The 18,438-nt window shown below is 54.0% G+C and carries 21 protein-coding genes; 16 read left to right on the plus strand and 5 right to left on the minus strand.

Translation table 11 applies throughout. The annotated features are described in order from the left end of the window. Positions 1 to 63 precede the first annotated feature (63 nt). The 4 genes from MVO87_RS01810 to MVO87_RS01825 are packed head-to-tail and all read left to right on the plus strand — an operon-like array spanning position 64 to position 4,033. Positions 64 to 1,317, plus strand: coding sequence for an ABC transporter permease subunit (locus MVO87_RS01810; RefSeq protein WP_297514387.1), 1,254 nt, complete (start codon positions 64 to 66; stop codon positions 1,315 to 1,317). After that, positions 1,314 to 2,837, plus strand: a complete 1,524-nt coding sequence (locus MVO87_RS01815; protein ID WP_297514384.1) for an ABC transporter permease subunit — start codon at positions 1,314 to 1,316, stop codon at positions 2,835 to 2,837. Before MVO87_RS01810 ends, MVO87_RS01815 begins: the two co-directional genes overlap by 4 nt. Before the next feature lie 5 nt (positions 2,838 to 2,842). Beyond that, positions 2,843 to 3,640, plus strand: coding sequence for an ABC transporter permease subunit (locus MVO87_RS01820; RefSeq protein WP_297514380.1), 798 nt, complete (start codon positions 2,843 to 2,845; stop codon positions 3,638 to 3,640). A gap of 24 nt (positions 3,641 to 3,664) precedes the next feature. Beyond that, positions 3,665 to 4,033 (plus strand): hypothetical protein, encoded by a 369-nt coding sequence (locus tag MVO87_RS01825; RefSeq protein WP_297551989.1) that lies wholly within the window; start codon positions 3,665 to 3,667, stop codon positions 4,031 to 4,033. Here the strand turns inward: MVO87_RS01825 and MVO87_RS01830 are convergent. Together MVO87_RS01830 and MVO87_RS01835 are read right to left on the minus strand one after the other, a co-directional pair. Further along, complete coding sequence (locus MVO87_RS01830) at positions 4,005 to 4,469, minus strand: hypothetical protein (protein ID WP_297516641.1); 465 nt, start codon at positions 4,467 to 4,469, stop codon at positions 4,005 to 4,007. The genes MVO87_RS01825 and MVO87_RS01830 overlap by 29 nt on opposite strands. 75 nt (positions 4,470 to 4,544) lie before the next feature. Beyond that, positions 4,545 to 5,297, minus strand: coding sequence for a Nif3-like dinuclear metal center hexameric protein (locus MVO87_RS01835; protein ID WP_297516642.1), 753 nt, complete (start codon positions 5,295 to 5,297; stop codon positions 4,545 to 4,547). 96 nt (positions 5,298 to 5,393) lie between these two features. On the opposite strand from MVO87_RS01835, the gene MVO87_RS01840 reads away from it, so the two are divergent. Next, positions 5,394 to 7,166 carry a tRNA uridine(34) 5-carboxymethylaminomethyl modification radical SAM/GNAT enzyme Elp3 gene (locus MVO87_RS01840; RefSeq protein ID WP_297516638.1) on the plus strand — a complete coding sequence of 591 codons (1,773 nt, stop codon included), beginning with the start codon at positions 5,394 to 5,396 and terminating at the stop codon, positions 7,164 to 7,166. Here the strand turns inward: MVO87_RS01840 and MVO87_RS01845 are convergent. Both MVO87_RS01845 and MVO87_RS01850 read right to left on the minus strand, forming a co-directional pair. Beyond that, on the minus strand, positions 7,163 to 7,930 hold the full coding sequence (locus MVO87_RS01845; protein ID WP_297516644.1) for a potassium channel family protein: 768 nt from the start codon (positions 7,928 to 7,930) through the stop codon (positions 7,163 to 7,165). The two genes, MVO87_RS01840 and MVO87_RS01845, sit on opposite strands and share 4 nt — an antisense overlap. Continuing rightward, positions 7,927 to 8,493 (minus strand): HdeD family acid-resistance protein, encoded by a 567-nt coding sequence (locus MVO87_RS01850; RefSeq protein WP_297551991.1) that lies wholly within the window; start codon positions 8,491 to 8,493, stop codon positions 7,927 to 7,929. Before MVO87_RS01850 ends, MVO87_RS01845 begins: the two co-directional genes overlap by 4 nt. A gap of 115 nt (positions 8,494 to 8,608) precedes the next feature. On the opposite strand from MVO87_RS01850, the gene MVO87_RS01855 reads away from it, so the two are divergent. The 5 genes from MVO87_RS01855 to MVO87_RS01875 all read left to right on the plus strand — a co-directional run bounded on the left by MVO87_RS01855 (position 8,609) and on the right by MVO87_RS01875 (position 11,650). After that, a complete protein-coding gene (locus tag MVO87_RS01855) occupies positions 8,609 to 9,124 on the plus strand; it encodes a YkgJ family cysteine cluster protein (protein WP_297515988.1) in 516 nt (171 codons plus the stop codon). Between the two features lie 27 nt (positions 9,125 to 9,151). Next, positions 9,152 to 9,718 carry a hypothetical protein gene (locus MVO87_RS01860; protein ID WP_297515984.1) on the plus strand — a complete coding sequence of 189 codons (567 nt, stop codon included), beginning with the start codon at positions 9,152 to 9,154 and terminating at the stop codon, positions 9,716 to 9,718. Positions 9,719 to 9,748: 30 nt separating this feature from the next. Continuing rightward, positions 9,749 to 10,252: a PUA domain-containing protein gene (locus MVO87_RS01865; RefSeq protein WP_297515981.1), complete on the plus strand. Its 504-nt coding sequence runs from the start codon at positions 9,749 to 9,751 to the stop codon at positions 10,250 to 10,252. 83 nt (positions 10,253 to 10,335) lie between these two features. Further along, the gene (locus tag MVO87_RS01870; protein WP_297515979.1) at positions 10,336 to 11,082 is read left to right on the plus strand and encodes a KaiC domain-containing protein; all 747 of its coding nucleotides are present in this window, start codon (positions 10,336 to 10,338) and stop codon (positions 11,080 to 11,082) included. Positions 11,083 to 11,104: 22 nt separating this feature from the next. Next, positions 11,105 to 11,650 carry a hypothetical protein gene (locus MVO87_RS01875; protein WP_297515977.1) on the plus strand — a complete coding sequence of 182 codons (546 nt, stop codon included), beginning with the start codon at positions 11,105 to 11,107 and terminating at the stop codon, positions 11,648 to 11,650. Here MVO87_RS01875 and speD read toward each other — a convergent pair. Next, entirely contained in the window at positions 11,647 to 12,066 is a 420-nt protein-coding gene (gene speD / locus MVO87_RS01880; RefSeq protein ID WP_297515994.1) for an adenosylmethionine decarboxylase, read from the minus strand. The two genes, MVO87_RS01875 and speD, sit on opposite strands and share 4 nt — an antisense overlap. 314 nt (positions 12,067 to 12,380) lie before the next feature. Here speD and MVO87_RS01885 point away from each other — a divergent pair, with 314 nt between their 5' ends. From MVO87_RS01885 to MVO87_RS01910, 6 genes are all read left to right on the plus strand, one after another. Beyond that, on the plus strand, positions 12,381 to 13,289 hold the full coding sequence (locus tag MVO87_RS01885; protein ID WP_297515974.1) for a protein translocase subunit SecF: 909 nt from the start codon (positions 12,381 to 12,383) through the stop codon (positions 13,287 to 13,289). Then, on the plus strand, positions 13,286 to 14,806 hold the full coding sequence (locus MVO87_RS01890; RefSeq protein WP_297551993.1) for a preprotein translocase subunit SecD: 1,521 nt from the start codon (positions 13,286 to 13,288) through the stop codon (positions 14,804 to 14,806). Before MVO87_RS01885 ends, MVO87_RS01890 begins: the two co-directional genes overlap by 4 nt. Then, the gene (locus MVO87_RS01895) at positions 14,806 to 15,483 is read left to right on the plus strand and encodes a potassium channel family protein (protein WP_297516678.1); all 678 of its coding nucleotides are present in this window, start codon (positions 14,806 to 14,808) and stop codon (positions 15,481 to 15,483) included. Before MVO87_RS01890 ends, MVO87_RS01895 begins: the two co-directional genes overlap by 1 nt. Positions 15,484 to 15,626: 143 nt before the next feature. After that, positions 15,627 to 15,938: a V-type ATP synthase subunit H gene (locus tag MVO87_RS01900; RefSeq protein ID WP_297516677.1), complete on the plus strand. Its 312-nt coding sequence runs from the start codon at positions 15,627 to 15,629 to the stop codon at positions 15,936 to 15,938. 1 nt (position 15,939) lies between these two features. Then, positions 15,940 to 17,949, plus strand: a complete 2,010-nt coding sequence (locus MVO87_RS01905; RefSeq protein ID WP_297516676.1) for a V-type ATP synthase subunit I — start codon at positions 15,940 to 15,942, stop codon at positions 17,947 to 17,949. A 3-nt stretch (positions 17,950 to 17,952) separates the two neighbouring features. Beyond that, entirely contained in the window at positions 17,953 to 18,438 is a 486-nt protein-coding gene (locus MVO87_RS01910; RefSeq protein ID WP_297467928.1) for an ATP synthase subunit C-like protein, read from the plus strand.

Genomic DNA, 18,438 nt, shown 5'->3' on the forward strand with positions numbered 1-18,438 from the left:
CTCTTCGGAGATAGAAAAATCTTATAAAAATCTTTGTAGTTTCTGTTTAGTGGATGTGGTTTAATGTCGGGGGTTGTCTGGCGCGGGGCATATCCGGTGTTTACGCTCGAATCGCTGAAGCTCAAGTGGAACGTGTTCCTGCTCTACGCGGTGGGATTAGCCCTTTATCCCCTCCTCGATGATGCACGCCTCGTGTTACCCTACTTTGTTGCGGGTTTTCTCTTCGTGGCGTTCTCCGGTGATTTCTGGGAGACAGCCCAGATTTTTCTCTCCAAGCCTTACCGGCGACTGCGCCTGTTTTTTGAGCTCTTTTTCTCCCACCTGCTGATTGTTTTCCTTATGATCGCCCCATTTGCTCTCTTTGACGTCCGCTCTGTGGTCTTTGCCCTTTTTGCCATTCCCTTCCTCCCGCTGGGTTATCTGACTTCCCTTGCAATTAAGAGCCCCAAAAAGGCCATGACCGCGGGCATTGTAATTTTTCTCCTGCTCACCTTCGTCCCCCCGGGAATCATTCAGCTTAAGGCCCAGGAAAAGGCCCAGAGTGCCCTTGAGATAAAGAGCCTGGAAGACTACGAGGCTAATAAAGAAGAATATGGCAGGCTCGTTACTGAGCTTGAGAGACGCTACTCAAACTACGCCTTCCTTTCTCCCGGTGCACAGCTTGAGCTCTTCGCGAGGGACGTTGAAACAGGCGACAGCGATGCTTTCCTCAGGCTCTCCCTAACGCTGGCCACTTTCTTGGCCCTCACCGTGCTCACCTTCCTCCTCTTCCTGCGCTTTGAGCCGGGAACCGTTATCAAACCCTCCCTCCCTGCACTGTATATCTCCTTCCTTCCCTGGTGGATTGGAAAAGAACTCGCTGGCCTGTGGGCCTCAAGGACCTTTCAGACCCTTATACTTCTCCTGATTCTTCCCGTTGACGGGACACTGAAGTCCTTCGCACTGCTATTCCTCCTGCTCCTCGCCTCCCTTGAAGTTCTCTCGGAGAACCCCGTTTTAATACTCAGCAAACCAGTTGGCAGGAGCTACCTCCTGAGGCTCTTTCTCATTACTTCCCTGCTCTTTGGAATCTCAATCCCCGTGTGCAGGTTTTCCTTTGGAGTGGCCTTCTTTTTAGCGTCCCCGACTTTCTTCACAGGACTGTTCACGAGGAAAGGTGCTTTACTTCTCATTCCCCTGCTCGCACTCCTCTTCGCTCCGGCGATTAGCTCAGCGGAGGCGTCTCTGGTTCTTATGGTGCTCTCTGCTATCCCGCTCATCCTTTCAGCGTTCAGGCTTTTGAGGATGGACTTCAGCGCTTGGGGTGGTGTGAAATGAGAACTAAACTCCTGCTCTTCCTCATCTCCATTTTACCGGCCGTAGCCGTCGAGATAGACGTTCACAGGTTTACCGCTCACTACCCCAGCGTATCTCCCGAAAAACTCGGCTACCTGATAACCGCCGACCTGCTCGCCAAGTGGCTCCCCAACTTCCTCAAGTTCCTCTTCATGCCTCTCCTGCTAATCATTCTCCTCTCGCACTTTGGCTCGGAGTTCGAGCAAGGCAACGTTCTCCTGATGTTCTCAAAGCCCCTGACCAGGAGGCGCTACTTCCTCGGCTGGGCCGCTGAAGGCCTAAAACTCTCCCTGATTTTTGCTATAGGAGTAGCTGTTTCCGGGACACTCGCGATGCTCGCCCACGGTCTCGAGGTTAGGGGCTACCTAATCAGCTCCCTCGCCCTCTCGCTCTCGCTGGTTGGTATCCTTGGAATCGCCCTGCTCCGCCTCCCTTTAGCGACCTCCCGCGATTCGGGGGTCTTCCTCGGGCTGGGAGCCTTCGTCATCCTCATGCTCCTCGGGGAGTTTGATTATTCCTTCATCCCGACGGCTTACCTTGAAAAAGCCATCTCCATCGGGGGGAGCGTTTCCGTCTCTTACGAGGCCGTTGGAGGACTTTTGGCCCTTTCTGCTGGCCTGTCGCTCGTCGGAATGGAGCTGTTTAGAAGGAGGGAGCTTAGAGGCCCCGAGGCCCTTTCACTTCCAGAGTTTTCCTTCTCGCCACGTGGGCTCTACGGTGTTTTCCTCGGGCTGAGCCTTCAGAGCAGGCGCTTCATTGCTTTCGTCGCCTTTACAGCCCTTATGGCGCTTTTAAACAAGGCAACCTTCGATAAGTATCACTCCCTTTACGGCCCTACCGGCGTTTTGAACGCCCTGATTTCGACTTTGGATAGCGTGCTCCTGCCGTTTGTAGTCCTTCCCCTCGGGGCGGTTTCGATAAGTTCGACCATCGAGAACGGCACTGTTAGAGTTCTGCTGAGCAAGCCGTTGGGGAGGAGGGACTTTTTCCTCGGGACGCTCCTGAGCGACGTCTTTGCGGTGTTCATTGGCACGGCATTCTACGCGGTCGTTCTCGTTGCCTACGCCCTTCGCTTGGGTGCCCCTCTGAGTAAAACCCTTGAACTCGGCTTGGTTTTCGGTTCCCTGCTCCTTCTCTCGCTCGTCCAGTATCTGGCGCTCGGTTACCTGCTTTCATCCTTCATGAGGGGCAGAAAGGCGCTTTTCATCTCACTGGTCCTGGCCTTCCTCCTGGGCTTCGCCGTTCCAATCGCCGTCATCGCAGCTTCAAATTCGGCGGGGGGTTCCTTCGTTGATGCTCTGGCCAAAAATTCCCTTCCCGTGCCGAGTCCTTTCCTGCAATACGCCGTGCTTGCGACGGCAGTCTCTCTGAAGAAGCACCTTCCGCCTAAGTCCCTTTCGGAGATTCTAAGCTATCCTGGCAATCTGGCGATGCTGGTCATACCTACGGTGGTTTACCTTACAATCGCCTGGCTCAAATTCAGAAAAGCCGACCTGAGGTGATAAGAATGTGGGGGTTTAAACTCGAACTGGAGAAGAGTCTAAGAACGAAGAAGTTCTGGCTGATACTCGTTTTGATTTTGCTGATATATGCAATGGCCTTCAGGGAAGTTAAGGATAACCTTGAAGGTGCTACAAATTCTCAGGAACTGCTCGCCATGAGCATTATGGATTACATAGCGGCCAGCGCCTTCCTCTTCATCGGCCTCTATGCCCTCATTGCAGGGGCAACTGCCGTTAACTCGGACCTTGAAAACGGAACGGTCAGAATAGCTCTAAGCAAGCCGTTGGGAAGGACTTCTTACCTGCTCGGCAAGTTCCTCGGAGGGGGTTCCAGCATAGTCGTGGCTATGGCCCTTGCCACTCTCATGTCCTTCGTGGTGACGAAGTACTACGGCCTCTCGCTAACGGCTTCCCTCGTTGAGGACTTAACGCTCACGAACCTGCTAATCCTCCTCGCCATGCTCCAGCTTCTGGCCCTCGGCCTGTTGATTTCTACCTTTGTCCGCTCCTCCAACACTGCCCTGGGGCTGGCCCTCGTTATATTCTTGGTTACGGGCCTCGTTGCGCCACAGATAGTGAACGGCATGGCTAAGGACAAAGTTAACTCCGAATTCGGCATTCAGAAACCTGGGCTGACTCCTCAGGAGAGGGCGGCCTATCAGGAGAGGCTCGCCGAGGTCAAAAAGGAGTACCACCTGAAGTATCTCTTCTACGTTCCTCAGGTGCTCATGCTCGACGTTTTTGATGGTAAAAGAACCAACCCTCGAAGAAATATTTCTCAGGCTCGTCGAGTAGGTTTTTAACTTCTCGTTTATCTTTTTCTTTTGGTGTCCCCAATCAAGGTCAAAACCCTAACACGTCAGATAATCGCGCTCGCAGATGAGCTCGGCTTCAAGGCCGTTCCAGAATACCGGACGCCCGACGGGACGAGGATAGACGTGGCAATCCTCCGGGGCGAAGAAAGGCTCCTGGCCATCGAACTCGAAGCGTCTTTCAAGTGGTTTCCTCAGAGGGTTCTCTACGATGTGGTCAAGGCCCACCGCGCCGGCTTTCCCGAGCTGTGGGTGGTAACTCCTTTCAGAGCTAGTCCCGGTTGGGTTCTCAAATACGCAGAAGAACTTGGCATTTCTGTCAGAATAATGGGGGAAGAAAAGGTTCTCTCGGAGCTCAGGACTTCTCTTTCTTCCGGTACTTGATGTAAATGACGTCTTCGGCGTGCCAGAATGGGGTCTTTTCGCCGATAACCTTTATCTCGGGGCTCTCGCCTTCGTAGATTATCCTCCGCGTGAGCTCCTCCGGGAGCTGAAACTGGACGTACACCTCGCCGGGAACACTGTCCTTGTCAACGGTAATCTTGAACGTATCCTTTCCTCTGTAGTCCCTGTCTCCGTAGCGGACGAGGTAGCTCGTTCCCTCCGGGAACTGTATCGTTAGCTCGAAGGAGCTTATTTTGGGCTTTATGTGCATTGTGAAGAGTCCATAACCGTCTTTAGTGATAAAGGTAATGCTCTGGTTGTCTATATAGAACACTTCTTTGTATTCAATGGTCGCTGGCGGCAGCTGGGCTGTCTCAAATGCGTACGCGACGAGTGCAATCGTGATAATCGCCATGATAGCGAGGGCCTTGTTCATCCCTGTCACCCAAAAAACTTTGTTTCGGCCGGTTATTAACGCTTTTGTGTAGGTAGTTACGCCGAAAAAACGAAATTAAAGGCCCGTTGGTTCGTCTATGAAGAAGACATCGAGACCAAAGCGCTCCCTAATGAGCTCCATCAGGGCCTTAACACCAAGGGTTTCCGTCTTGTAGTGGCCCGCAACCAAAACGCTCTGGGGCAGGTCAAGGGCCGTTAAATAATCCGCGTGCGTGAACTCTCCCGTTATGAGGAGGTCCATTCCCTTCCTGTAAGCTTCTTCCAGTGCAAAAGCGCCTGCCCCGCTTATCGCGCCAACTGTTTTAATAACTCTCCTCCCGAACTCGTAGGTTCTAACTGTTGTGTCGAGCTTTTCCGCTATTATTTGGGCAACTTTCTCAATCGGCTGAGGTTCTTCAAACTCGCCGTAGAAGCCTATGCTCAGGCTTTTGTACTCGCCGAAGGGCCCTTTGGGCTCTAAATCGAGCAGTTTCAAAAGCCCGACGTTGTTGCCGACTTCAGGGTGAGCATCGAGGGGCAGGTGAGCCACGTAGAGGTTCAGGCCGCTCTCGATTAGCGCCTTCAGCCTTTTGTAGTGGATACCTGTTATATAGTTAAGGCCTCCCCAAATCATTCCGTGGTGGACAACGAGCATGTCGGCCTTTCCTTTAACGGCCCTCTCGATTGTTCTGAGTGTCGTGTCAACGGCAAAGGCTACCCTCTCAACCTCTTCCTTTCCCTCCACCTGCAGTCCGTTGCTCGACTTGTCGGGGTACGCCGAAATCTGAAGGTATTCGTCGAGGAAAGCGACCAGCTCGTCGCGGTTCATAGCTATCACCTATTCACTTGGTGAATTATTTAGTAACTGAATATGCCCCGCAAACCCTTTTAAAACCCCGCCCTACATCGAGCGAGAGGTGTCGCTATGGATGAGAGATTCCAAGAGGCAGTTAGAGAGCTTGCGAGACTCGTGATGGAGGGCGAGATTAAAAGTAGGGACGAGCTCAACCGCTGGAAGATTAAGGTGGCGAGAAAGTATCATCTTTCAAAGATTCCAGGTAACTCGGACATTCTGAAGGCCATTCCAGAGGAGAGGCGCGAGGAGTTCAGGGAACTGCTCAAGAGAAAGCCAACCCGAACTATAAGTGGCGTCGCCGTCGTCGCCATGATGACGAAGCCATTTCCCTGTCCTCATGGCAGATGTATCTACTGTCCCGGTGGGCCGAGCGTCGGCTCGCCCCAGAGTTACACGGGAAGGGAGCCTTCCGCTTTGAGGGCAATCCAGAGCGCATATCACCCCTACATCATCATGATGCGTAGGTTAAAGCAACTCACCGACATCGGCCACGACGTTGACAAGGTCGAGGTCATAATCCAGGGCGGAACGTTTCCAGCGGTTGACCTGGATTATCAGGAGTGGTTCATCAAGTGCGCCTTCAAGGCGATGAACGACTTTCCGTATTTCAAGGACATTGAGAACCTCGAGGAGAAGCTGATTAGGCTGATAGTGAAGAAGGACGAGTCCGTTTTTGAGGAGGACCCTAAGTTCCGTGAGGCTTGGCAGAAAACCCACTCGAAGCCCTACTACTACCTTGAAGACGAGCAGAGGAAGAACGAGAGGGCGAAGGTGAGGATGGTCGGCCTAACCATAGAGACCCGCCCGGACTGGGCCTTCGAGAGACACATAGACAGGATGCTCAAGCTGGGAACCACGCGCGTTGAGCTTGGCGTCCAGACTATATTCAACTTCATCCACGAGAGAACTAAGAGAGGTCACGGCGTCGAGGAGATAGTAAAGGCCACCCAACTTTTGAGAGACGCTGGGTTGAAAATCAACTACCACATAATGCCCGGTCTGCCGGGGAGCAACTTTGAGAGAGATTTGTACACCTTCCGCACAATATTCGAAGACCCCCGCTTCAGGCCCGATATGCTGAAAATCTATCCGACGCTCGTTACGAGGGACGCTCCCCTCTATCGCTGGTGGAAGGAAGGTAAATACCGCCCCTACCGCACGGAGGAGGCCGTTGAACTTCTCGTCGAGGCCTACAAGCTCTTCCCGAAGTGGGTTAGGGTAATGAGAATCCAGCGCGACATTCCCGTTCAACTTATAGTTGACGGCGTTAAGCACTCAAACCTGGGCCAGCTGGTCTTCAACGAGCTGATAAAGCGCGGCATAAGGCCGAGGGAGATTCGCTTTAGAGAAGTCGGCCACATGATGGAGAAGTTCGGAATCCAGCCGGAGGTCGAGCATATAAAGCTCCTCCGCGAGGACTACGATGCCGCTGGCGGAAGGGAAATCTTCCTCAGCTTCGAGGACGTTAAGAACGACATCCTAATCGGCTTCCTCAGGCTTAGAATTCCGAGCGAGAAGGCCCACAGGAAGGAGATAAACTGCTGTCCCTCAGCCATAGTCAGGGAGCTCCACGTTTACGGCCCGCTCGTGCCGATTGGAGGAAAGCCACGCTATGAGTGGCAGCATCGCGGATACGGAAGGGAGCTTTTGGCCGAGGCCGAGAGGATAGCGCGGGAGGAGTTTGAGGTTAAGAAGATGCTCGTCATCAGCGGCATCGGTGTCAGGGAGTACTACAGGAAGTTCGGCTACAGAAAAAACGGGCCCTACGTCGCGAAGAGGCTCGATAGGGGCTATGCCGAATATAAAAAGAGCAGGGAGTTCGACGCGCACCTGAACACTTAAGCCTGGAGCTCCTCTTCCAGCCTCCTTAGCTCGGCCTCTTTAACCGCTTTTTCATGCTCTCTGTCGCCTTCCTTGCCTTTAAGCCTCTGTGAGAGGTTTAATAGTGCACTCTCTGGACCGTAGCATATCAGAACGTCGCCTGGCTTTATCAGCGTGTCCCCCCTCGGGGCGCCGATATAGATTTCGCCCTTCTCGGTTTTCCTGTAAATCCCGAGGACGAGGATTCCCTCCTTGTCGAGTTCAAGCTCCCTCAATGTCCTGTTGGCGAGCCAGCTGTTTTTCTTAACCTTAATCTGGGAAATCGAGTAGCCGTGGGTTATGCCGAGGAGCTGGGTGTAGTCGTAAACCCTGAGCTGGGGAAAGGCCCTCTGCAGGAAACGCCTAATCCACTTTTTCATCCACTTCTCTACTCTCTTGGAGGTGAAGACGACGTAGAGGGTCCCTAGGCTGAGCGCAAGGATTATCAGGGAGCTCGTTGCCTCACTCCTGCTCTTCCCAACGAACGTAAGCACGAGGGTTGCTATTGCCGAGGTTATTCCAGCGCTCCCGAGGAAGATTAGAATCCTGATTATCTTCCTCCTCACTGGATGGGAAACCACGTACTCGCTTTCGCTCGTTGTAAAGCCCGTCCCCGAAAAGGCCGACTGGGCCTGAAACGAGGCGACCTCCTTGGATAGGCCCGTCATCTCAAGGGCGGTGGCGCCTATCCTGACGATTATGAGCGAGAGCGTTATGACCAAAATAAGGGAAATTAGGGCTATCAGCCTGCCACACCTCCTGCAGGAGTTTTTTCGCCCTCGACCTTTGCCGCGAGGGCTATCGCTATGAAGTTAGCTCCACTCATTATAAGGTCAACGGACACGAACAGTCCGATTGCCCAGAGGCTTGACCAGGGCCACTGGAGCACTATCATAACTCCCAGCAGAATCGTCAGGACTCCCGAGAGAACCATCAGGGCCCACTGGTTGACGTCCTTGTTCTGAAACGCGATGCCAATCCTTATCGCCCCTATTGTAATCAGCGAGAAGCCGAGGACGAGCGTTAGTATTGTCGTCGCGAGAACGGGATTCTCAAGGGTCGCTATACCTCCGATGAGATATATAACGCCCATAAGGATGTGCAGGCCCCTGCTCTTCCAGTCTCTGGCCTTCGCTATTCCCTGCGCAATCTGGAGGGTTCCTCCAACGACCATGAAGGCTCCGAAGACGGCAACGCTCGTTATCGTCGTTAGAGGCAAGAGGAGCAGTCCCGCGACTCCAAGGGTTACGAAGATTATCCCAAGGCCCAACAGCCAGGCCCAGTTCTTCTTGAGCTCACCGTATTCCATTCTACCACCCCCAAATTTTTTCACGACAAGTAACTTTAAATCGCTTAAAAAGATTTCTGTAGGGAAGTTACTAAAATATCGAGAGCTTTATAAAGGGAGAGCCCAACACCCGCCTATGCGCTTCAAACCGAGACCCTTCACAGAGCCGGTCGGCTTCCGCTGTCTCTACTGCCTCGACTGTTGCAGGGGTAGGCACGTCTATCTAACTCTAAGGGATGTTGAGCGAATAGCCAAAGCCGGAAACGACCCCCAGGACTTCGTGACGTTCTCCGTTGAGGGTGATAAGATACGCTTCGTTCTCGCCGTCCGCGAGTGGGATTTGGGTTGTGTCTTCCACGACCCGGAGACCGGTAAGTGCCGGATTCACGAGGTCAGACCTATTATTTGCCGTATTTACCCCTTTATGGTCTCCAGAAAACCGCTCGGCGTCGAGGGGGAGAGACCCTTCCAGTACAAAGGAGAAACCCTGTGGCTCTACTACGACGGGAGTTGCCCTGGAATAAACGCTGAAAACCCGGAGACGACGATAACGCCCGAGGAGATAGCGGAGCTCGGGCTTGAGTTCGAGAGGGAGTTCGAGAAAACTGACATGGATGGTTTTGCAAGGCTCCTCGATGAGCTCGAAAAGTAAATATACAACTTTCCGCCAACACCTTCCATGAAGGGCCTCCTGCTGACTTCCGTTTATCTCGTTCAAGGTGTTCTCAACCTTGTCTTCTACGGGATTCCCCCGGTGATGTTCTCTGTTCTCCTACCCCAGCGGGCGTTTCGTGAAGTTGCGTGGCTCCTTCCGTTCCTGGTTCTCCTGTACTTCGCCATCGGGGCTTTCTCCCTCTATTATCTTGGCCTTTCTTCGGTCCCCATAAGGGGAAAATACCTTGGGGTCGTTTACTTCTCCATCGGGCTGGCCGGTTCAACGGCGGTCTCCCTTGAACCCTTCGATGAGACTCCCCTCCTGAGGGTCCTCTTCGTTGCCTGGGCTTTCCTCTCGCTCCTTGGCCTGTTCCTTCTGCTCCGCACGGAAAACCTTGAAGATGTTTCGCCCCTGCTCATCGTTTCGGCGCTCCTGATTCTGCTGTTCTCGGGCGCGGTGAGCTTTCTGACCGCCCAGTGGATTGTTGAGGACTACTACATCCACGTTCATATGAACGAAAGCGTCCCCGAGAACGCGACCGTTATAGTTGCCTACCCTGAAAACGTCAGCCCTCCTGGCGGAACGGGCTAAGCTTTTAAGTTCCGTGCCAAGCATAGTGACATGAGCCAGGAACTCCGCTACCGCCGTGCTTCGGCCTGGGAGTACGACCTCATACTGCGGGAGGCCGAGAAGTACGGCGAGTTAAAGCACCATTTTTTCGCCGTCGTTGAGGGTAAGTTCAGGGACGTTTATGCCGTCAACGGGAGGGTCTGGAGGGAGCTTGAGGACCTGGCCGTCAAGCCCTACGCCTACGGAACCTTCGTCGGCACGATTAAGGTTGACAATTTGGTTGAGAAGTTCTATCCCAACGTCGAGTTCTTCTACTTCGTTGAGGTCGAGAAGAACTACGCGGTGCTGAGTCCAAAGGCCGGCTTCCTCTTCACCACGGGCAAGGACGTCCCGAGGAGTGGCGTGCGAAAGTACGTCTGGCAGGGGACGAAGAAGCTCGTAATATACGATGAGAACGGGGTTATCCTCGGCATTGGCAGGATAAACCCTGAGAGCAGAAGGAAATTCATCCTGAATGTCACCGACATCGGGGAGTTCCTGAGGCGGAAGCGCTGAATTTTCTAACCGCACGTAACCTTTTTAAGACCTTTTGCGTAGAGCCTAATGGTAACTAAAGGTTACTAAAGGGGGTGACGCTCATGATTAGGAAGGTCAAGACCGGCATTCCGGGCATGGACGAAATCCTTCACGGGGGAATTCCCGAGAGGAACGTTGTCCTGCTCAGCGGCGGGCCGGGAACTGGCAAGTCCATATTCAGCCAGCAGTTCATCTGGAACGGCCTCCAGATGGGCGAGCCCGGCATTTACGTCGCCCTTGAGGAGCACCCGGTTCAGGTCAGGCAGAACATGGCCCAGTTCGGCTGGGACGTGAGAAAGTACGAGGAGGAAGGTTTATTCGCGATGGTTGACGCCTTCACCGCGGGAATCGGTAAGAGCAAGGAGTACGAGAAGTACATCGTTCACGACCTTACGGACATCAGGGAGTTCATAGACGTCCTTAGAACGGCCGTTAAAGACCTCGGGGCCAAGCGCGTTGTTATAGACTCGGTTACGACGCTCTACATCAACAAGCCGGCGATGGCGAGGAGCATCGTCATGCATCTCAAGCGCGTTTTAGCGGGTCTCGGCGTCACGAGCATACTCGTGAGCCAGATAAGCGTTGGCGAGCGCGGATTCGGTGGGCCTGGCGTTGAGCACGGCGTTGACGGCATAATAAGGCTCGACCTTGATGAGATTGACGGCGAGCTCAAGCGCTCGCTGATAGTCTGGAAGATGCGCGGAACAAGTCACTCCATGAGGAGGCACCCGTTCGAGATAACCGACAGGGGAATCGTGGTTTACCCGGACAAGGTGCTGAAGAGGAAGACCGTTGTTGAGATTGAGTGAAAACTGAAAGGGGGTGAGAGGCATGGAGGTTCCCCTGAATCCGATTGGAAGGGAGGAGATACACAGGCTCGAGAGCATACTGCTCTTCGCGACGCTCTTCAGGCCAGAGGTGATAGAGCTCATAAAGGACCCGGCCGAGAGGCTCACCTGGGTTGACAGCCTCGCGGTAGCGGCCGGAGCGATAGCGAGGGAGAAGGCTGGAATGACCGTCAGGGAAATCGCTGAGGAACTCGGCAGGACTGAGGCAACGATAAGGAAGCACCTCAAGGGCGAGACAAAGGCCGGTCAGCTCGTCAGGGAAACTTATGAGCTCATAAAACAGGGCAAGCTGGACGAGCTCGTCAGGAATGTTGAAGTCCTCGCCAAGGGTGGTCAGCTCGTTGCCATGGAGGAGTACGAGAAGCTCAAGCGCGAGAAGGAGGAGCTTGAGGCGAAGCTCACCGAACTCAGAGAGCAGGTCAAGAAGCTTGAGGAGCAGAACCGCGAGCTCCAGGCGAAGCTCGAGAACGTCAGAAAGGTTCTCAGCGATGCCCTAGAAAGGATAAGGGAAATAGAGAAGCTCCTTTAACTTCCGTTTCCGTTTTTCCTGAGGCTCTCTTCCCAGGTCATTATCATGTGGGTAAAGGTCTCGTCGTCTTCTTCTATTCCGCGCTTTATCTCGGAGACGTGGGCGTACTTTGCCTTCAGCTTGTCGAGGATGTAGTCAACGGCCTTCTCGGGCTCCGCCTTGGTTCCGCAGGTGTAAACGTCCAGAGCCGCGTAACCCTTCTCCGGCCAGGTGTGGATTGAGATGTGGCTCTCCGCGACAATGACGACGCCACTGACGCCGGTCGGTGAGAACTTGAAGAAGTAGCTCGACTTGACCTCCATGTTGCCGACCTTCGCCGCCTCGAGGAATATCTGTCTTATCTTGTCAGCGTCACCGAGTATCTCTGGGTCACAGCCAGCGGCTTCAACAACGTAGTGAAAGCCAATGGTCTCTATCTCGCTCATGGCCTCTCACCTGAGGGGTGGGTAGTGCGCTCCCTTTTTAAAGTTAATCCCCGAAGTGAACGGGAATGGCCGGGCCGTTTCGGTTCTGAACTAACCGGAACGGAGCTTTATTGATTTAAACTGAAAGTTTCTGGCAGTTTTCGGAGAATTCTGTTACTCTCTGCCAAAACGGACTTTAAGGCTTGTGAAGCCGTTTAAACCTTTCTGGTGAGTGGTGCTCAACTTAAACCAGCGAACCACTAATTTTAAAACTCGCCCTTCAAATTAACCACAAGTTGGGATTAAAAACTCTCAGGGGTGAACGTATGGCCAGGAAGAAGGCTAAAAAGCCCGGGGAGGTCAACGAGTTCCGGGCGAAAAAGCGCGAAAAGCTCAGGTTTTTGGCCGAGATGGAACCAAGGAAGATGATAATCTACCCGCTCGTGGTTTTCATAGTCGCACTGCTCCTGCTGGCGGTGCACTTTCCCCCGCTTGGCATTGACCTCAAGGGCGGTGTCGTGGTTACCGGTTACGGTGTGAACGCGAACCCAGACCAGGTTGAGAAGTGGCTCAGAAGCGAGCTCGGCGTCAACGTAAACGTTGAGAGCTTCACGAGCGTAGAGGGAACGAAGGGAATCCGCGTTTACGCTCCGAGTGGTGTTGACCCGGCAAGGATTATCAACCTCCTCGGGCAGAAGTATCCAGACGCGGATTACACTCACAGCGAAGTTCAGCCCACCTTTGGAGAGCTCGCAAAGAAGCAGGGAATAAGGGCAATAGCCTTCGCCTTCCTTGCGATGGCGGTGGTGGTCTTCCTGTTCTTCAGGAATCCCGTCTCATCGCTGGCGATAATCTTCTCAGCCCTCTCGGACATGGTTATAGCCGTTGCCCTTATGGGGGTCTTCGGAATCCAGCTTACCACCGCGACGATAGCCGCGTTGCTGATGCTCATAGGTTACACCGTCGACAGCAACATCCTCCTCACAACCAAGCTCACGCGCAGGAAGGAGGACACAATAGAGGAGGCATATCTAAGCGCGGTTTCAACAGGTCTTACAATGAGCACTACAACTCTTGGAGCGCTCCTCGTGCTTTGGTTAGTCTCAACGTCGCCGACGTTAGACAACATTGCCATAGTCCTCATCTTCGGTCTCCTCGCGGACTTCATGAACACCTGGATTTTCAACGCCGGTGTTCTCCGCTGGTATCTCACCACAAGGGGGGTTAAGGCATGAACAGGAAGCTTAAGAAGCTCCTCTTCAACTGGAAGGTTCTCCTGCTCATCATCTTCGTCGTCGGCTCGATAGCGACGCTTGCCGTTCGTCCATTAACCTATGGAATAGACATCGCGGGTGGAGTTGCCATAGTTGCCCAGACAGAGCACCCCGTTGACTCCAAGACGATGGAGCTCGTCACTGATTCACTCCAGAAGCGTTTGAACACCTTTGGATTGAGAGACATAAGCGTCGAGGCCCAGGGGGACCAGATAGTCCTCGTCAAGGTGGCAAACGTAACGAGTCCTGAGGAGGCGAACGCTCTCAAGAGGGTTATTGAGAGCCAGGGTGTCTTCTACATGGAGTTCGACGGCGTGATATTTGGAACGGGCAAGGACATAACCTACGTCGGGGTGTATCAGATTAAGCCGGATAACAGCTGGGCTGTTCCATTCAGGATTTCTAAGGAAGCCGCTGAGAAGTTCGCGAAGCTTGCAAAGGGTAAGGCCGGCTGGCCCGTTGACATGTTCCTCGACCCTCCCGTTAACTCGCTCCTCGTTGTTCCCAAGAGCATGTACGACCTCATGAACAGCACCGCCTTCAACGCTCAGGCACCTCAGGCTCCCTACCTCATAGAGAGAATCAACAGGGCATTTAACGTAACCACGATAGCCTACGCCAATCAGAGCGCTGAGGAGATCAAGAAGCTCGCCGACGGTAAGCCGATAGTTCTCGTTGACGTTGGAACGAGCCTCGTTGACGAGCTCAGGGCAATGAACGTGAGCGTCCGCTACGTACCGAGACAGAGCGGTGTTGGTGATGCGGAGCTCGTTCGCAGCGTTCTCGGTCTCTATGGCCCGTATTCACTCGGTGAGGGTCTTGCCAACGGCGAACCTCAGACCGACGTTCAGATAACCGGTCATGCCTCTGACAGGCTTCAGGCGGAGCAGGAGGCCAAGACCGTTTACACCGTCCTCAAGAGCGGTTCGCTTCCGGTCAAGCTCAAGGTCATCGGAATGCAGTTTATCTCTCCTAAGCTCGGTGAGAACTTCAGGACCCAAGCTCTCTACGCGGGAATAGGCGCCCTCATAGCCGTGCTTCTAATCGTTTACTTCCACTACCGGAAGTGGGGGATAGCCATACCCATTGCCAGTACGAGCTTCTTTGAGGTTCTCATAATCCTCGGAATCGCCGCCTTAATCAAGTGGAACCTCGACCTGCCGAGCATAGCGGGCATCATCGCGGCAATAGGTACGGGAGTAGACCAGCAGATAGTCATAACCGACGAGCTCCTCGGGGGCGAAAAGCTCACGAAGATAACGAGGCGTTCAAGCACGCTCAAGAGGATTGGACGGGCGTTCTTCATCATATTCGCCTCGGCAGCAACCACGGTAGCGGCCATGAGCTTCCTCCTGGTTTACTTCGTCGGAACGCTGAAGGGCTTCGCGGTGACGACCATCATCGGCGTCCTCATAGGAATATTCATCACGAGGCCTGCCTACGCTGAGATAGCCAAGTACCTCGTCGGTGAGGACTGATGTACGTTATAATAATGGGTGCCGGAAGGGTTGGCTACCTCGTCGCCAAGATGCTTGAGGAGGACGGCCACGACGTCACGATAATAGAGATGGACAGGGACAGGGCGAAGGAGCTCTCGATGCAGATAAATGGCCTCGTCATAGAGGGCGACGCAACGGACCCGAAGACGCTGGAAGAAGCAAACATAAAGCAGGCCGACGCCTTTGCCGCTTTAACGGGCAAGGACGACGCCAACCTGCTCGCCTGCATCTTGGCTAAGAACCTCAACCCGAACGTCAAGACCTCGCTGAGGATAAGCAACCCAAAGAATAAGAAAATCTTCGAAGAAGTCGGCGACCTGAAGAAGTACTTCGACTTCGTGATTTCGCCGGAGGAGATAGCGGCCGAATACATCAGCAGGAACATAGTCACACCGGGCTTTGACCGCGTTCTCTTCCCCAAGGAGGGGGCCGAGATAGTGAGGTTCACGATAGACGAGAACAGCAGGATTGCTGGAAAGCTCGTTAAGGAGCTCAACCTCCCCAAGGACGCGCTGATTATAGCGGTTTACGACGAAAAGGGCAACTTAATCATTCCCTCCGGCGATACGAAGTTGCCCGAGAAAGGTCAGGTCATCGTCTTTGCCAAGAACTCCGTCCTCAAGGAAGTGAAGGAACTTTTGGAGGGCGGGGAGTAGACCTAAAATCCGACGAAAATGCGTGCACCCCTCTAATCATTTTTCCATGTCCCTACCCCAAACCATAAACTATTTAAACCAGTTAGGGAAGCCAAAGGTGGCGAAAAGCTCAACTGTTTTCAGGGTCATCGGAGGGACGGCTCATGGAGGACGTCATCAAGCGGATTGTTGATGCAGAAAAGGAAGCAGAGGAGCGTATTGAGCGGGCCGAGGAGGAAGCAAAGGCCATCGTCCTCAGGGCCAAGGAAGAAGCAAAGGCTATAAAAGAGGAAATCCTCGCCAAGGCTCAGGTTGAGGCAGACTCCCTCGTTCAGAAAGCTAGGGAAGAGGGGGAGGCCGAGGCCAAGAAGATTCTTGAGGAGGGCGAGAGGGAGATTGAGTCCCTCCGCGCGAAGGCCGAGGCCAACTTCGAGAGCGCCATAACCCAGGCAATAGAGCTCGTGAGAGGGGGCTGAGATGTTCAGGCCCGAGGAGATGGTCAAGCTCGACGTCATAACGCTCAACCGCTACAAGGACGAGCTGCTGACCTACCTTCACGAGGCCGGGCTCGTGGAGATTCGCGAGCTCGACGTTAAAATCGCCCAGAAAGATGCTCCCAACGAGTACCACAGGAAGGCCGCTTCCTACAGCATAACAATCTCAAGGCTCGTTGATTTCCTGAAGGCCCACAAGAAGGCTCATGGAGGGGGAATAAAGGAGTTCTTCTTCCCCAAGGAGAAGGCCAAGAGAACCTACCGCTACGAGGGCATTGAGAAGCTCATCAAGGACGTTGAGGAGTTCCTCGCAAAGGCTGAGCCCGAGATAAGGGCCGTTGAAGGGAAGCTCAGCTCGCTTCAGACCGAGATTGAGAGGATTAAAGAGGCCATAGCCACCTTAGAACTCCTGTCCGTCTTCAAGCTTCCCGTTCAGTACCTCAGGCACAGCGGTCTCGTCGAGGTTTCCGTCGGTTCCGTTGAAAGGCTAAAGCTCCAGGCGCTCATCGAAGACCTTAGGAAAATCACGGAGGGTAGGGTCGCCCTTGTGAGCAAAGAGCTCGGCGACAAGGCGCTCCTCGTCGTTGCAAACCTTTCAAAAGACCACGATAAGGTCAACTCCGTCCTGGCCAAGCACTCCTTTGAGAGGATTGAGGTTCCCGAGGGAGAGGGAACGCCCGAGGAACTCGTCAGGGAGTACAGGAAGAAGCTCGATGCTAAGCTCAGGGAGCTCGACAAGACGAAGAAGGAAGCCGAAAAGCTCGCCGAGAAGTACTACGACGACGTCGTCTTCTACCAGGAGCTGATGGAAAACGAGCGCGACAAGGCCTCAGTGCTCCCGATGCTCGCGAGGACGAACATGACCTTCGCATTAACGGGCTGGCTCCCGAGGGTTGACGTTCCAAAGGTCCTTGAAGGGATAAAGAAGGTCACCGAGGGTAAGGCCTACATAAACGTCCGCGAGCCGAGCAGAGAGGAAATCGAGGAGATTCCGATTAAGCTCAAGAACCCAAGCTGGGCGAAACCCTTCGAGATGCTCACCGAGATGTACGGCGTTCCGAGGTACGACGAGATAGACCCAACGCCGATTATAGCCTTCACGTACTCGTTCTTCTTCGGCTTCATGCTCACCGACTTCATGTACGGTCTCATCGTCGGCATCGTCGCGGCACTTCTCGTCAAGGGACACAAGAAGTTCAACGACGGAACCTACAAGTTCGCCTACACCCTTCTCTGGAGCTCGGTCTTCACGATGCTCATGGGAATCCTCTTCGGCAGCTACTTCGGCAACGCAGGAGACATAGTCCTCCAGTACGTCACGGGCAATCCGAACGCCCAGTTCTGGCGCATAGCGGATGCGTTAAAAGACCCGATGTTTGTCTTAATGCTTGCACTCGCCATAGGTCTCGCGCACCTCTTCACTGGCTACACCATAGGCTTCATAGTCAAGTGGAAGAACGGCGACGTCAAGGGGGCAGTACTTGAGCAGCTTCCTTGGATGCTGATTATAATCGCCATAGTCCTCCTCGCGACCAGGAACGCCTCTCTTGCAATGCCCGCTAAGGCACTCTTCGGAATCGGCATAGTACTCTTCGCAATCGGCGAGATAGTTGCCAACGGCGGACTCGCGGCGCTGATGATAATCTCGGACTTCTTCGGCTTCGTGGGAACCTGGCTCAGCTACGCAAGGCTCATGGCCCTCGCACTGGCAACCAGCGGAATAGCGATGGTCATCAACGTTTTAGTAGACATGGTCTGGGGAATCAAGATAAGCGTCGTTCCGCTCGGAATCATCATAGGTCTGATTATCTTCGTCGGCGGTCAGCTGTTTTCGACTGCCATAAACGCCCTCGGAGCGTTCGTTCACTCGCTCCGTCTCCAGTACGTTGAGTTCTTCGGAACCTTTTACTCGGGCGATGGAAAGCCCTTCACCCCGTTCAAGTCCAAGAGGGAGGTTTCAAAACTCGAGTTGAAAGCTGATGGAGGTGCATGAAGGATGGACCCGATAGTTTACGTATCCCTTGGTGCCGCCCTCGCGGCAGGGCTGGCTGGAGCCGCTTCGGCCTTTGGTGTTGGAGTGGCAGGTGCCGCAGCTGCAGGAGTCGTTGCAGAGGACGAGAAGAACTTCAAGAACGCGCTGATACTCGAAGGTCTGCCGATGACCCAGAGCATCTACGGTCTCATTACGCTGTTCCTAATCCTGCTCAGCGCGGGAATCATAGGCGGCGGCTTCAAGTTCGCTCAGGCAACAACCGACAACATAGTTAAGAGCGCCATACTCTTTGGTGCCGGCCTTACCGTCGGCCTCACCGGTCTCTCCGCTATACCGCAGGGTATCATCGCGAGCGCTGGAATCGGTGCCGTTGCCAAGAACCCGAAGACCTTTACCCAGGGCATCATCTTCGCCGCTATGGCCGAGACCATGGCCATCTTCGGTCTCGTCGGTGCGCTCATCATGATTGCCACCGGCGTCGGTCTCTGA

It is taken from the genome of Thermococcus sp. (assembly GCF_027063845.1).
Classification (GTDB): Archaea; Methanobacteriota_B; Thermococci; order Thermococcales; family Thermococcaceae; genus Thermococcus.

Excerpts from the sequence above, each read along its gene's own strand:
- MVO87_RS01840 (WP_297516638.1), top strand. The coding sequence starts at position 5,394 with ATGGATGAGAGATTCCAAGAGGCAGTTAGAGAGCTTGCGAGACTCGTG.
- MVO87_RS01820 (WP_297514380.1), top strand. The coding sequence starts at position 2,843 with ATGTGGGGGTTTAAACTCGAACTGGAGAAGAGTCTAAGAACGAAGAAG.
- MVO87_RS01850 (WP_297551991.1), bottom strand. The coding sequence starts at position 8,493 with ATGGAATACGGTGAGCTCAAGAAGAACTGGGCCTGGCTGTTGGGCCTT.
- MVO87_RS01860 (WP_297515984.1), top strand. The coding sequence starts at position 9,152 with ATGAAGGGCCTCCTGCTGACTTCCGTTTATCTCGTTCAAGGTGTTCTC.
- MVO87_RS01835 (WP_297516642.1), bottom strand. The coding sequence starts at position 5,297 with ATGAACCGCGACGAGCTGGTCGCTTTCCTCGACGAATACCTTCAGATT.
- MVO87_RS01870 (WP_297515979.1), top strand. The coding sequence starts at position 10,336 with ATGATTAGGAAGGTCAAGACCGGCATTCCGGGCATGGACGAAATCCTT.
- MVO87_RS01890 (WP_297551993.1), top strand. The coding sequence starts at position 13,286 with ATGAACAGGAAGCTTAAGAAGCTCCTCTTCAACTGGAAGGTTCTCCTG.
- MVO87_RS01875 (WP_297515977.1), top strand. The coding sequence starts at position 11,105 with ATGGAGGTTCCCCTGAATCCGATTGGAAGGGAGGAGATACACAGGCTC.
- MVO87_RS01895 (WP_297516678.1), top strand. The coding sequence starts at position 14,806 with ATGTACGTTATAATAATGGGTGCCGGAAGGGTTGGCTACCTCGTCGCC.
- MVO87_RS01885 (WP_297515974.1), top strand. The coding sequence starts at position 12,381 with ATGGCCAGGAAGAAGGCTAAAAAGCCCGGGGAGGTCAACGAGTTCCGG.
- MVO87_RS01900 (WP_297516677.1), top strand. The coding sequence starts at position 15,627 with ATGGAGGACGTCATCAAGCGGATTGTTGATGCAGAAAAGGAAGCAGAG.
- MVO87_RS01815 (WP_297514384.1), top strand. The coding sequence starts at position 1,314 with ATGAGAACTAAACTCCTGCTCTTCCTCATCTCCATTTTACCGGCCGTA.
- MVO87_RS01855 (WP_297515988.1), top strand. The coding sequence starts at position 8,609 with ATGCGCTTCAAACCGAGACCCTTCACAGAGCCGGTCGGCTTCCGCTGT.
- MVO87_RS01865 (WP_297515981.1), top strand. The coding sequence starts at position 9,749 with ATGAGCCAGGAACTCCGCTACCGCCGTGCTTCGGCCTGGGAGTACGAC.
- MVO87_RS01810 (WP_297514387.1), top strand. The coding sequence starts at position 64 with ATGTCGGGGGTTGTCTGGCGCGGGGCATATCCGGTGTTTACGCTCGAA.
- MVO87_RS01830 (WP_297516641.1), bottom strand. The coding sequence starts at position 4,469 with ATGAACAAGGCCCTCGCTATCATGGCGATTATCACGATTGCACTCGTC.
- MVO87_RS01910 (WP_297467928.1), top strand. The coding sequence starts at position 17,953 with ATGGACCCGATAGTTTACGTATCCCTTGGTGCCGCCCTCGCGGCAGGG.
- MVO87_RS01905 (WP_297516676.1), top strand. The coding sequence starts at position 15,940 with ATGTTCAGGCCCGAGGAGATGGTCAAGCTCGACGTCATAACGCTCAAC.